At 45.1% G+C, this 13777-nt stretch carries 11 protein-coding genes and 1 pseudogene; 4 read left to right on the plus strand and 8 right to left on the minus strand.

Annotation, left to right across the window (positions count from 1 at the left end; genetic code table 11):
* Positions 1-104 precede the first annotated feature (104 nt).
* The 3 genes from QUB56_RS16615 to glyA form a co-directional block, all read right to left on the minus strand.
* Entirely contained in the window at positions 105-1361 is a 1257-nt protein-coding gene (locus QUB56_RS16615) for a competence/damage-inducible protein A (protein ID WP_332956562.1), read from the minus strand.
* A 97-nt stretch (positions 1362-1458) separates the two neighbouring features.
* Entirely contained in the window at positions 1459-2514 is a 1056-nt protein-coding gene (locus tag QUB56_RS16620; RefSeq protein ID WP_332956564.1) for an MraY family glycosyltransferase, read from the minus strand.
* Positions 2515-2973: 459 nt separating this feature from the next.
* The gene (gene glyA, locus QUB56_RS16625; protein ID WP_332956565.1) at positions 2974-4257 is read right to left on the minus strand and encodes a serine hydroxymethyltransferase; all 1284 of its coding nucleotides are present in this window, start codon (positions 4255-4257) and stop codon (positions 2974-2976) included.
* A gap of 168 nt (positions 4258-4425) precedes the next feature.
* On the opposite strand from glyA, the gene QUB56_RS16630 reads away from it, so the two are divergent.
* A complete protein-coding gene (locus QUB56_RS16630; protein ID WP_332956567.1) occupies positions 4426-4623 on the plus strand; it encodes a hypothetical protein in 198 nt (65 codons plus the stop codon).
* Positions 4624-4765: 142 nt separating this feature from the next.
* Positions 4766-5239 carry a Tic20 family protein gene (locus QUB56_RS16635; protein ID WP_332956568.1) on the plus strand — a complete coding sequence of 158 codons (474 nt, stop codon included), beginning with the start codon at positions 4766-4768 and terminating at the stop codon, positions 5237-5239.
* A gap of 66 nt (positions 5240-5305) precedes the next feature.
* On the opposite strand, the gene QUB56_RS16640 is transcribed toward QUB56_RS16635, so the two are convergent.
* From QUB56_RS16640 to QUB56_RS16650, 3 genes are all read right to left on the minus strand, one after another.
* Positions 5306-6085 (minus strand): fumarylacetoacetate hydrolase family protein, encoded by a 780-nt coding sequence (locus QUB56_RS16640; RefSeq protein ID WP_332956570.1) that lies wholly within the window; start codon positions 6083-6085, stop codon positions 5306-5308.
* A gap of 110 nt (positions 6086-6195) precedes the next feature.
* Positions 6196-6870: a 5-formyltetrahydrofolate cyclo-ligase gene (locus tag QUB56_RS16645; RefSeq protein WP_332956572.1), complete on the minus strand. Its 675-nt coding sequence runs from the start codon at positions 6868-6870 to the stop codon at positions 6196-6198.
* A gap of 183 nt (positions 6871-7053) precedes the next feature.
* Positions 7054-8019: an NB-ARC domain-containing protein gene (locus tag QUB56_RS16650; protein ID WP_332956573.1), complete on the minus strand. Its 966-nt coding sequence runs from the start codon at positions 8017-8019 to the stop codon at positions 7054-7056.
* On the opposite strand from QUB56_RS16650, the pseudogene QUB56_RS16655 reads away from it, so the two are divergent.
* Positions 8006-8587: pseudogene (locus QUB56_RS16655) on the plus strand (tRNA uridine-5-carboxymethylaminomethyl(34) synthesis enzyme MnmG); the annotation flags it as partial. The gene QUB56_RS16650 and the pseudogene QUB56_RS16655 sit on opposite strands and share 14 nt — an antisense overlap.
* Positions 8588-9190: 603 nt before the next feature.
* Here the strand turns inward: QUB56_RS16655 and QUB56_RS16660 are convergent.
* Positions 9191-9739, minus strand: a complete 549-nt coding sequence (locus tag QUB56_RS16660; protein ID WP_332956574.1) for a hypothetical protein — start codon at positions 9737-9739, stop codon at positions 9191-9193.
* 266 nt (positions 9740-10005) lie between these two features.
* Between QUB56_RS16660 and QUB56_RS16665 the strand changes: the two genes are divergently transcribed.
* Positions 10006-11532 (plus strand): hypothetical protein, encoded by a 1527-nt coding sequence (locus QUB56_RS16665; protein ID WP_332956575.1) that lies wholly within the window; start codon positions 10006-10008, stop codon positions 11530-11532.
* 79 nt (positions 11533-11611) lie between these two features.
* Here the strand turns inward: QUB56_RS16665 and QUB56_RS16670 are convergent, their stop codons facing one another.
* Positions 11612-13426 (minus strand): ATP-binding protein, encoded by a 1815-nt coding sequence (locus QUB56_RS16670; protein ID WP_332956576.1) that lies wholly within the window; start codon positions 13424-13426, stop codon positions 11612-11614.
* Positions 13427-13777: the final 351 nt, after the last annotated feature.

Raw genomic sequence — 13777 nt, forward strand, 5'->3', positions numbered from 1 at the left:
AAGAGGCAAGGGGAAAATTGCGGAACTATCTCGGGGTACAGAGTGTTAAATAAAGCTTAAGGTTACGGCTGACTGTTGACAATTGACAAAACGCTGGATATTTTCTACGCTTTTGCCAACAATAATTTACGCCGGAGCCGATCGAGCGCCGTACAGCTACTGAGATTCCGAATCCAATCGCGGCCTCGGGCATCGCCAAAGCGGTATTCAAAACTTTCTGCGTCGCCACCTTTGCCCGCTAAACCAACATAAACCAGTCCGACAGGTTTAGCGTCTGTGCCGCCTCCGGGTCCGGCGATGCCTGTAATGCTCAATCCCCAATTGGTATTGAGACCCGCGCGCACTCCGGCAGCCATTTGTTTTGCCACTTGGTGGCTGACTGCCCCAAATTCGGCTAAATCTTGTGGATTAACAGCTAATAATCCTTCCTTAACCCGATCGTCGTAAGAAATAATCCCGCCCAAAAAGTACCTCGAACTGCCTGGAACACCGGTCAGCATCGCTCCCAACCCGCCTCCCGTGCAAGATTCAGCCACGCTAAGAGTTTCGCCAGCCAACAGCAGCAATTTACCCACAGTCGAGGCGAGGGTATCGGTATCGGCACCGTAACAGTCCTTGCCAGCAATCTGCAGCAACTGTTGTTCGATCGGCTCGATTAAATTCTTAGCAGCAGCCTTCGACTCTGCGCGGGCCGAAATCCGCAGTTTGACCTCGCCGTGATTGGCGTAGGGAGCCACAGTAGGATTAGTTAAATTCAGAAAACTATCTACCTTTTCTGCCAGTGCCGACTCAGAAATACCCCAAAATTTCAGCGTGCGGCTGTAAATAGTTTCGCTGCACCAGCCGTTATTTTGCAGGTAAGGAACGGCGGTTTCTTGCCACATCAAGTGCATTTCCGCCGGTACGCCGGGAAATGTCATAACTGTGACGTTAGGAACCGGCTGCCAAATAATCCCCGGTGCAGAACCGCTGCGGTTTGGCAGAATGTCTGCAGTTTCGGGAATTAAAGCTTGTTTGCGGTTGCTGGGACTCATGGTGCGTCCCCGCTGGGCAAATTTGTATTCGATATCTGCGATAATTTCCGGCTTTTCTATTAAGGGAACCCCAAAAAAATCGGCGATCGTTTCGACTGTGAGGTCGTCTGGTGTCGGTCCGAGCCCTCCGGTGAAGATTAAAAGTTGCGATCGACCCACGGCTATTTCTAACACTTGTTTGATGCGTTCTGGATTGTCCCCCACCACTGTTTGATAGTAGTGAGGGATTCCCAAACTCGCTAATTCTTTGGCTAAAAACTGGGCATTGCTATTAAGAATATCGCCTAACAGCAATTCAGTGCCAACACAAATAATTTCAGCAACCATTATTCGATTTTAGATTTTAGATTTTAGATTTTAGATTGGGGAATTGGGGAATTGGGGAATGACAAAAGTCAACAGTCAACAGTCAACAGTCAACTAACTATCGAGCGTGTCTCCAAACTTTCCAGCTAGCGTATCCCAGCAAACTTGTTGCACCCATAGCGTAAATTACGCCGCTCGGAAGCGAAAAAGCTAGGGCTAAACTTCCCACCCACAGTGTCAGCGAGTAAATAAATAAAACCGCAAATCGATGGGATAGTCCGGCTTGTAGAAGTCGGTGGTGGAGATGACGTTTGTCAGCAATAAACGGTGACTTGCCGTTGCGAAGTCGATCGAGAATCACCGCCGACATATCTAAAATCGGTACAGCTAAAATTAAATATGGCAGCAACACAGAAGTAACAGCCGTAGTTTTAACTAACCCAATTACTCCCACTCCAGCGAGAGTAAACCCGATAAAATAAGCCCCGCCATCTCCCATAAAGATTTGAGCCGGATTGAAGTTGTAGCGCAGAAATCCCAAGGCCCCGCCAGCTAAAGCTGCTGCAATCAGGGCCGCCGCCGGTTGGTGCATCGACAGACTGACAATCAGCATCACAACGGCAGCAATCCCTGAAACTCCGGCAGCTAAACCGTCCAAACCGTCAATCCAGTTGATGGCGTTGGCCATGCCGACGAGCCAAATCACGGTAATTGGCAAGCTCAGCCAGCCAATATCTGTCATTCCCAGGGAGGGAACTGTGAGAAACTCAATTTGCACGCCTGCCATCCAAGCGATGCTGGATACGCCAACTTGCATGAGCAAGCGTTTTAAGGCCGAGAGCGAAAATAGGTCGTCTGCTAAACCGATGAGGAAGAATCCGATGCCGCCGAGGGTGACTCCCCAAATTTCGTATTCGTCTTTGGGATTGAGAACTTGTCCGCTAGCATCGATGAACCCTCCTGAGAGCCAGACAAATAACAGAGCACTGAGAGTGCCGAGAAAGATGGACACTCCTCCCAAGCGCACCATCGGGCGCTGGTGGACTTTTCGCTCGCCTGGCCGATCGACTCGCCCGCTTTTGAGACCAATTTTTTTGACTATTGGCGTACTCCAGAGGACGACGATCGCAGAAACCAGAAAAGCTACTACGTGGTACAGATACTGGTGCGGCATCCGAAATCTATTTTAAATAGTGCGGGGCAATTAGGCTGTTAGGCAGAGTCTACTACATTTCAGATGGCTTATAACAAGGAAACATCTTGAAGAGTGACTGGGGGTTTGGCAGGCCCAGATTTGCCGGAGTGGCAGTTGCCGTGGCGCGAATTGTGAGGTTTTTAACTCATAACTCTCGAATTAACGATTTGAAATATCGACTCTTTCGCGATCGATCAAAAGAGTGGATATTTGGCGAGCGGGCGCAGCCCTAGCGGTATTTTTCGCAACCGACAATTACCGTTAGTCAAACCAGCCCCGCCCGACAAATATCTTTACTAAAAACCGTCCTGGCAATCGATATTTTTGGTAAAAACCGCTTGTCAATATCGCTCCCGACAACTCTCAATCTTTTGCTGCTCTTTTACCCTTTTACCCGTACACTTCCAACTACTAATTCCCCATTGCCGATCAGGAAAATTAAGCTAATGCCGGCACTTTCAAGTACAAGTGCGGATATAACGGGAAGCGATCGCACAGTGCCGCTACTCGTCGCAGGCATTCGGCCGCGACGCTTTCATCATCGGGATTTAGCAGTCGATCGGCGATAATATTGCCAATCTCGGTAAATTCTGCTGTTCCCATTCCCCTGGTGGTCATCGCCGGCGAACCGAGTCTCAAACCGCTGGTGACAAAGGGCGAGGCCTGATCGAAAGGCACGCTATTTTTATTAGCAGTAATATTCACACCGCTGACTAATTGGTCGGCTTGCTTGCCGGTCATATTTGCCGAGCGCAAATCAACTAGCATTAAGTGATTGTCGGTGCCACCGGAAACGAGTTTTAAACCCCGTTGCTGCAACTGTTCCGCTAAAGCGCGGGCATTTTCAATTACTTGACCCGAATAAGTTTTAAATTCAGGCTTTAATGCTTCGCCGAAAGCTACTGCTTTACCCGCAATGACGTGTTCTAAGGGGCCACCTTGAGTGCCGGGGAAAACTGCTTTGTCGAACTTTTTGCCGAGTTCCGGGTCATTGGTCAAAATCAAGCCGCCACGGGGACCCCGCAGGGTTTTGTGAGTGGTGGTGGTGACTGCATGACAGTGAGGGAGGGGGTTGGGGTGGTGCCCTGTGGCGACTAAGCCGGCGATGTGGGCGATATCGGCGAGCAGGTAGGCTCCGATTTCGTCGGCGATCGCTCTAAACTTCTCAAAGTCGATAATTCGCGAATATGCTGAATAGCCACAAATTAGCAATTTCGGTCGGTTTTCTTTTGCCCGTGCCAAAATTTCGTCGTAGTCGAGCTGTTCTGTTTCTGGGCTGACGCCGTAGTGAAAAGCTTTGAACCATTTGCCGGATACGTTGACCGGCGAACCGTGGGTCAAGTGTCCGCCGTGGGACAAATCCATGCCCATTATTCCGTCTCCGGGTTCCAGCAAGCTCAAAAATACTGCAAAGTTGGCTTGAGCGCCGGAGTGGGGCTGGACGTTGGCGTGAGCGGCGCCAAATAGCTGTTTGGCGCGGTCGATCGCTATTTGCTCGATGCCGTCAATAAATTCGCAGCCGCCGTAGTACCGTTTTGCTGGCAGTCCTTCGGCGTATTTATTGGTCAGCACTGAGCCTTGAGCTGCCATTACCGCGGTTGAGGTAAAGTTTTCGCTGGCGATGAGTTCTAGGTGGTCTCGCTGCCGCTGGAGCTCTTGCCCGATTAAATCGGCAATTAGCGGATCGGTTTTGGAAAGGAATTCTAAGTTACTGTCCGTCACAATAATCAACCTCTTGACAAATTTGGGATTGGGAATTGGGGATCTTATACCGTACTACGGATTTCGCACCATTGACATAAATATTACGTTGTGTTCAGGGTAAGCCGTTTGTCCCCAACTCCTGACATACAATGAAATTACTGGTGTGAAACCTGCCGGAGGTATCAAATGTTAGTCATTCTAATGGAAAATCAGATGCTTGCCCCTCAGTGTGTTTGCCAAAGTTGTTTGCTGGCCGATCGTACTGGCCAACCGCGCTGGAGCGGTGGAGAGCTTCGTTGCGGGCATCGAGTTGCTAAACCTACGGAAAATTTGCCCGATCGGTACGAGTGTCAAATGGGCTTCACTATCGCTAATATTAAATAAGAAAGCCTGCATCGGGTAGTTGAGGCTGCTCCCCGCTGAGTGAAAAGCAAGTTCCGGGCGAGTCGGAACACAAACCCTGCTGCTGCGTTATCCTGAGTTTAATGGAATTGATAGTTAATCGATCGACTCAGGAGACTTTTTTATGACTTGGCGCGGATCTACAACTGTTCCAGACCGGATTTTTGCTTCTTTGCCTTATTTGCTCCCGCTGATTGACGGGCTGTCGTTTGGCAGGTATCTGTTTGCACAGTTTCCTGTTTTGCAACTGTTTTTTGTCCCGCTAGCTCCTTTGCTTCAGATTTATAGTTTGCCATTAGCTAGCTTGATTATCTTCTTTGCCCTGTATTTAGGAGTAGTTAGAAACGAAAACATCAGTCACTTCATTCGTTTTAATGCGATGCAGGCGATTCTTTTAGACATTGTTTTGATGCTGTGCGGTCTGGTTTTGCCGATTTTTTCTAAAGGCTTACAAGTGGCATTGATTGCGGAAACTCTTTATAACATGGTGTTTCTGGGCGCTTTTGCTGCATTTGTCTATGCAGTCGTTCAGTCGCTTTTGGGACGCTATGCAGAGATTCCTCCGCTTTCGGATGCTGTTTATATGCAGGTTCGTTAGTCAATGGGCAGTTGGCAGTTGGCAGTTGTTAGTTGTTGGTGATAATTACCAATTACCCATTACCAATTACCGATTACTAATAACTACTGTATTTTCAAGACTGCCGATGCCTTCAATTTCAATGCGGACTCGATCGCCTATTTGTAGCGGCCCTACTCCTTGCGGCGTTCCAGTCAGTATCACATCGCCGGGAATTAGGGTCATTATTTGACTGATGTAGGAGACGAGAAAGTCGGGGGAAAATACCATGCGATCGATCTGGGATGACTGTACGGGTCGCTCGCTCTCATTGACAAAAGTTTGCAATTGTGCAGCAGGACTCAGCTCGCGGACAATCCAAGGCCCCAAGGGACAAAACGTATCGAACCCTTTGGCCCTGGCCCACTGGTTGTCCCGCTTTTGCAAATCTCTGGCTGTTACGTCATTGGCACAAGTATAGCCCCAAATTTTGCTGTGTGCTTGTTCGGGAGTGCAGTTGGTACAATGTTCGCCAATTACCAGGGCCAATTCTCCTTCGTAGTCTACCCTTTCCGACTGCTGCGGATAGCGAATCGCTCCACCTGGGGGGATGACAGCACTCGGAGGCTTGAAAAACAGCAGGGGCTCAGCAGGTACTGGGGTTCCCATCTCGGCGGCGTGATCGACATAATTTTTACCTACGGCTACAATTTTTGAGGGAGAGCACGGGGCGAGAATTTGGTAAGTATCTGGTGAAAGTTCCACATCAGTTGGTTGTCCTTTTAACCAGGGAGGTGCATCAAATACTTGAACGCTGTGACTAAGTTGCAGTAAACCGTAATGGATGTGTCCCTGTGTTGTTTTAACTCGAACGTAGCGCTGGGCCATAGGTTATACCATTTTAGATTTTAGGTTTTAGGATTCTAGATTCAAAAAGACTCGCGCAAGTCCTAAATAGAATATATATAAACATGGATTTAGGGAGAAATACTGAAAATTTATTGCTCGATCGACCTTCTTGATTTTTGCGGTACGATTGTCAAATCGATTTCTGTGCAAATTCCGTGCAGCGGTTTGTCCCAGGAGTCAACTGGTAGTTGCCGGACTAAGGCAAATTCAAAGATTGTGCCGATCGCTATTTTTGATTCCCACTCAGCTAAACTGAACATTCTGTCGTAATAGCCGCCGCCGTAGCCCAAGCGATAGCCACGAACATCGCAGCCTACGGCGGGTACAAGCATTAAATCTACTTCTGAGTGGTCTATTTTAGGAGCATCCGGCAGGGGTTCGAGTATGCCATAAGCTCCAGTATGTAAAGCATCTCCGGGCTGCCAGATGTGCCAGGATAGCTCTTTGCCGACACAGCGGGGAAATCCCCATTTTTTAGGGTTGGGAATGGCATTTGTGGGATAGGCATCTTGGGTGTCTCGATAATTGAGCAGCCAAGATGCCTCCTCCACAGAAAATGTAAATAGGGGACTTAAATCTGGTTCTTGGCGACAACTGAAGTAGGCGAGGATTGTTTTTGCTTGGGTGAATAGGGGCGAGTTTTGCAGGTGATTGCAGAGTCTGGCGCTCTTTTGTCTCCATTCTAGTGCTGATAAGGATTTGCGGGTGTTGAGGAGCGATTTTCTTAATTCTGTTTTAGTTAATGAAGGTTCAGCAGTATTCATATTTTCGATTGAATCTCTCGTTTTAGTTCCAGTCCCACAGGGGTTTTCAACCCCTGTCTCACAGAGAAAGTTCTCTAAAAGAAGACTACAATTAATTGTATTTTCATCACACTCTGTAGTCGGTTTTAACCGACTTTAGCTTTGAGGCAGGGGTTTCAACCCCTGGCGGACTGTCGGAAAGTATCAACAAACTGGATTTGATATTAAATATTGTCTCACCACAGGACAAAGATTGAATAAACTTTGATTCTCCTGTTCTTCTATTTCAACTAACGATCGCCTCCCCAAAGATTGCAGGCCGTTGAATAAGTCGGAGGGCGATAAATCGGTATCTTGTAGCAATTGCTCTATTGAGACTGAATTTGCTTCGCGACTGAGGCGACCTATGAGGTTTTTTTCTAATTCTGACAAACGATTTATCTGCGGGTGCAATGTTGCTGCCAATTCTTCCCCTAAGAATAGCATATCATATTTCAAAAATTCTGCAACCCTACCTCGGAATATTTCTTGAATGGTGGTGGCGACTATTTTTAACCACAATGGATTGCCTCGGTAGGCGTTAATTAAGTTTTGCCATGTTTCGGGATTGAGTAAACTTTTTTGTCGCAAAATTTCGGTAGCGGCTACACCTATGCCTTTGAGTTGCAAAGTACGAACTGGTGAATTTTCACCTTTTAAAGCGGTAATTTCTTTGGGAGGTTCCCAACTGTTGAGGATTAAACAACTGTTGTGGGTTGTTTCTCCGATTTGTCTGAAGAGGATGCTGTAATTTTCGCATTCTGGGCGGTAATTTCCTGCTAGTTGTCCGCTGCTGAGAATGGTTTGCACGTCGTCGAGGATAATGAGGCAGCGGTTTTTTCGCAGATATTCCATTAACAGGGAAAGTCGATCGGGGATGTTGGTAGGGAGTTCGATTTCGGGTTGATTTAAAATAAATTTTAGGAGATTTTTTAGGGTTGTTTCTAAGGGTGGGGAGTGGCGGAGACTTCGCCAGATGACGTATTCAAAGTTATGCTGAATTTTTGGGATGAGGTGGAGGGAAAGTGCGGTTTTGCCGATACCGCTGAGTCCAGATATTGCTGCGAGGGTGCACTTTTCTTGGACGATCCATTTTTCCAGGGTGGCGAGTTCGGATGTGCGATCGGACAATGCTGACCAACGCTTGACTCCCCTGGGACGGGAAATTGGTTTGATTGGCGATCGTCGCTGGGAGTTATTTGAGCGAAAATAAGCTAATATTATGGCGGAAAAAGCCCGTTTGTACTCGATTCGTGTGAAAGAACACGAGGAAGCTGGCAAGGCAATTTTGGCTGACACTCAACAAGCGATTAAAGGTTCAATTACTCTCGCTGATTTGCTGCGCCGTCCTGGTTTTCATTATGTCGATTTGGAACGGTACAATTTAGGCAATTCGAGTCTGAAGTTAGCTGAGAAAGAAGGTGCAGAAATTGACATCAAATATTCCGGCTATTTGCAAAGACAGCAAAATCAAATTGATGACATTGCCAAACACGAACGCCGACAATTGCCTGCAGATTTGGATTACATGGCAATTACAACTCTGTCGAAGGAGTCGCGGGAAAAGTTGGCTAAAGTGCAGCCGCTGACTATTGGCCAAGCGGCGAGAATTGGCGGGGTGAATCCGGCTGATGTTAATGCTTTGTTGATTTTTCTGGAACTGCGAAACCGTCAGCAGCCGGCGGGTGTCGGAAAATAATTTGATGTTGCTGGTTTCGACTACGCTCAACCAGCGGCAGATGATTAATTAACCACCAACCACGGGAGAATTTAATTTATATTGCTCCAGAAGATTATCCAATAACTGCAAAACATTCCCGAAGATAAGCTCGCACAACTTTATGACTTAATTGACTACTTTCCCCTGAGTTTACGGAGAGAGCGTGCACAGCCCCGCACTCCCGGTTTACTCACCGGACAACTCGGGGACGCTTTCTTTGAACCCCAACCAGAAGAGGAATTCAAGCAAGGCGAATGAGCTACCTCCTGGACACCCACATTTTGCTGTGGTGGCTCTTTGATGACCCCAAACTCAACAACGACTGGCGAGACATCGCATTCTCGTAAGCAGCGCCTCTGCCTGGAAAATTGCCACCAAATCACCCATCCGCAAGCATTTTTAGTATGGGCGCTAGGGACTTGACATATATCAAAATAATAGACTATATTAAATATGGATGCAGCAGACATGCTCTAAGCATGACATCCCGTTACCCACTAGGGTCGAGGAAATTCCGGTAAAGACGTTCTGAATACCAAAACTGATTTTTTGGCGAAGGCTCCTTAAGGAGCCTTTGTTATTTTATGGCTGCGGTAATTTCTTATTATTCAATAAGTTTTTGGCTATAACGAAGAAGCCGACTTTTTTCACTTTACCTATGCCTTCGTATTTAGGGTAAGCACTTAGTACGTGTAATCTCAGCTTTTTAACTTCTTTGAATACTGCAAACACAACGTAATAATCAACCTCTCTACCATTTGAGTCTAAAATTTTAACGGTGGCAAAGTTTCCATACCCAGCGTGACAAACTAACGTTTCTTTATCGCCCAATGAATTAATAATACTCGGTAACTGCTTTGATAGTTCGTATCTCTCAAAATTAAATTGTCTAGACTCTCTCGGCGCACTGTACATCAATAACTGTGATTCTTCGCTAGAAATATCATCTGAATCTTTAGTGAAGCAATGTAAACCATAAGTTACTATAAACTTGTACGTTATCTGATTTTTTTCGTCTCTTTGGTCTAGATACTCAACCCAGTGAGCATTAAGATGTGATAAGTCGTAGATATCACCATTTAGGATGAAATTTTTCCAGGCTATAACTTCGTTTACGGTATTGAACTTCATACTTACCCGAACATATTAACTAAGCTTCGGCTCATGTGTTTAAGACGAAGTGTTTGTCGGACTTGATTAAGGAGAGCCGACCCGGACAGTTTATAATACCCAGTACGTTTAGTCATGGAATGGAGACAAATGAGATAATCTAGAACGATAAAGGACACTATACCGCAAATCATAGATACTGGAAACTCCTAAATGTTTTTTGATTTGTTTTACAAAAAACCAAATATGCGGTATTATTAATGCTCTGCAAAAGTTAAAATACCTCTATGACTCATCCAGGATGGATAGGTGGTTTTCCGGGAAATTGGACTTATCAAGGTTATGCCAAACTGTTAGTTAAAGATACTGTTCAATTGATAACGATTAGCTTGCGTCTCATATTCATAGAAGAAGTTGAGATAGATGTAAAGCTAATTTGGGAAGGTATTGCTGACGAGGTTCTTCGGCAAATAGCTAGGCAAATGCACGAGGAGCGACAGCAAATTCTTGTTATTAACGGTAGCACATTACTAATTGGTTATTCTATCCCACCTTATGGTGGGATAACAAACTTTAATGTAGTCAAATTCATAACTTATTGGGGCTTAAATAAAGACTTTCATGTTGCAGAAAAGCCTAACTATCAAGTGAGAGCTTACTTAAATGATGAATTTTCATCAATTGACGATTCTTTTATTACAGAGTTTGAAAATACGCCAGGATCACGAAATATAGATGCCGATACCATAGCAGACAAGCGAAGTTTGTATTGTGCGTTAAACTCAGGTTATGAAGTCAAGTGCGGGAAGAAGTATGTTACTCATAAAGACCACGATATCTTGTACACAAAAAATATAGAAACTCTATACAAGCTTAGTTTTATAGATATTAGAATCCCCTTAAATAATCAGGGGATAAATAATTTGATTATCCAGGAAGCTCAAGAAATAGAAGTTTCTTTGGCTAGACACTTAGAAAATGTTCTTAATGATGTTTGTGCTTTTCTCAGCATTCTCTGCGATCGTGAAATCTTGCCAATTTATTATGATTATTCAATTTGCTCTCAAAATAAATACATTTCCGGTCGGATAATTCCTATTTGGGAGAGAAGAAGAATCCCCAGAATTAGCAAATCTTGGCCTACTGAAGGGATTCATTTTCTAGGTAATGTCACTTCATTCCTAGAATGTTGTCCTTTAAGTAAGCAACTTAGCAGGGGAATAAGACATTTAAAAATAACAGTTTACGAATCTACTGTCGAATTAAAACTTATGGCAGCATGTTCTGCAATCGAATACTTTTATTCCTACTGGTTTTGGGAAATAGACGGACTTTCAAAGCTAAGAGATGGATGTTCACAAAATAATCAACTTCTATCTGAACATAAAAATCTTGTCAAGAAGCTTAAAAATATTCAATCTTCCAGTGATAGCACGACACCAGCCCTTTCAAAAGTCATCCGATTCTTTGTGAACGACTTAAATATTGAAGGTAAAAAATACATGGATATGGATAACAAAGATATTCCTCTGTTTATTAAAGTTAGAAATGAGCTTTTGCACGGAAGTTTTATATCAGATGATCAAGAAATTTTTCAAGCTGAAGAGATAGCTCAAAAGTTGGATACAGAAATTTTATTGGCAATTATGAAGATAATTTCTAAAGCAGATGATGCTCAATCCTATGAAAGTTGGCCTGTCCGTCCACTAGAAAAAGATTTTTATAAATTTTCAGATGGCTGGCCTGAAATTAAAGATATATTAGATGAGTTACATAGTGAGGAAAAGTCTAAACGATTTTGGAATCGAGACTAAATATCCCACCTATATCAGTATACCCAGATACCCGACTTCTTTAAGCAGTCGGGTATCTAACAGCGATCGCATTTTACATTTAACTAGAATAACCTACTTTCCCATTTCCCGCCGGTATACGCGCAGTGACAATACAGCCTTTCCCCTCCTCGCTTTCTACCAAAATCTCCCCGCCCATCATCTCACAGTAGTGGCGGCTAATTGTCAGCCCCAATCCGGTGCCACCGTATCGTCGCGTTGTTGAACAGTCAGCTTGTACAAAAGCTTCAAACAACTTGTGCTGTTGTTCTTCCGACATTCCAATTCCGGTATCTTTAACAGATAAGCAAATCCAATCCCACTCTTCAACATTCAGGAGGGGACAAACTATCCCCACAGAATCAGTTTCACCCGCAGCCATAGAATTCTCAATACCCTCGCGCCCTGCAGCATTCGATTTTCCCCTTCCTGCAATCCGCCTGACACTCACTTTCACCGTGCCGTTTTTGGTAAACTTAGCAGCATTACTCAACAAGTGAATCAAAACCTGCCGCACTTTCTTAAAATCTCCGTGAATGATACCCGCACTTCTATCGCACTCTATTTCTAAAATATTTCCATTCTTTTCTATGGAAGGTTTCGCAGCACTCGCCACATTTTCTACCAGCAAATCGATGTCAAATTCATCGATTTCGAGTTTCGTCCTTCCCGCTTCAATTTTTGAAAGATCGAGGATATCGTTAATTAAGGATAGCAGATGCGTGCCGGCGTCGTAAATCTTCTGCAAGTCGGGTACAAAATTCTCCAATCCCTCCTCCTCGGCATCTTCTGAAAGTAGTTGACTGTAGCCGATAATCGCATTTAAAGGTGTCCGCAATTCGTGGCTCATATTTGCTAAAAACTGGCTTTTAGCAGTGTTAGCGGCGACGGCGGCTTCCTTAGCTTTTTCCAATTCTTTTGTATGTTCCGAAACCCGCTCGATTAGGTGATTGAGAGATACAGCTAATGAGCCTATTTCGTCTTGTCCGGTGACGGGGGCTCGCAAATCAAAATTAGACTCGGCGGCCACTTGTTCGGCAACCTGGGTGACGCTGATAACAGGTTGGGCGATCGCCCGACTCGTTTGGTAAGCCACCATTCCCGCCACCGCTACCGACACCAGCATACTCATAATAATTATGCCCTTTTCGAGGCCTTGCGCGTCCTCCATCAATTCACCGCCTTGCGACTCTTGCTGCTGGGCAATGTCAAGGATTTTGCTCACTTCCTGAAGGCGACTGTCGAGTTGTTTTGCACCTTCTCCGCTTTTAATTGCCAGCAATTTTCGGGCTAACTCTATCTGGGCTGGTGATAATTGTGCTCCCTGGATTTGCTGCAAGGTGGACAGGAGAGTATCGGCGTAAGATTCTAAATCTTCTGTGCAATCTTGCAGTAAAGCTTTGAGAATCGCAGGTTCTGCTGCCAGCCAAGCGGGTTTGCTGTCGGCAAACTTTTCTATTTTCAAGCGCAGGTTTTTTGCCTTATTAATACTCGCGCTCAACTGCTCTTTTTGCAATTCTAGTTGGGCCCCATTGTCTACAAAAGAATCTAGCTGCGCTCCCTGCAATTGCGCCGCCAGCGCTGAATCTTTAAAATTGCCCAGCAATTGGGCCTGCTGGTGAGCATCATTGAGTTGGTTTACTCCTTGTCCTTGGTAGTAGTCGGCTATTACCAGTCCGCTCAGGGAGCCTATAAATCCGATTCCTATTGCCAGGAAATACCCGCCACCAATTTTTTTATGGATTGGCCAACCGCCAATTTTAGATGGCAAGATTTTGCTGATTATTAAGGATGATCTTTCTACAAAATCCTGGCTGGATATTTTTTTTTGTGAGGTTTCTAGAGAAGCGACTTCTTCAGAAATAAAGAACGACATCAGTTTACCTACATTGCTATTTTTTGGGTTGACCTTTCGCGTTGCCACAGGTTTTTGCGGCGGGTTAAGTGGTTCTAACTCTAGATTGAACTCGCCCTGGCATTCCCAAACGGCAACTGATAAACTTGCTTCGTCCCCTGTTTTTTTTTAGCAAGCTAATTTTTGACATATGCAACCCCTGTATTTTGTTAAAATCTACCACGCTCTTAAGTTCTCCAAACGGAAAATGTTGTCTGTTTTCCAGTAGACATCTGCCAAAAAGCATCTGAAACTCTTGTCGAGTCAGAGGAGAAACTTAAATTCGGTTGATGTCTAATACATAATTAGGGTGTTGATGGCTGTTGCCAAAAT

The organism is Microcoleus sp. AR_TQ3_B6 (assembly GCF_036702785.1).
In the GTDB taxonomy this organism is placed as follows: Bacteria; Cyanobacteriota; Cyanobacteriia; order Cyanobacteriales; family Microcoleaceae; genus Microcoleus.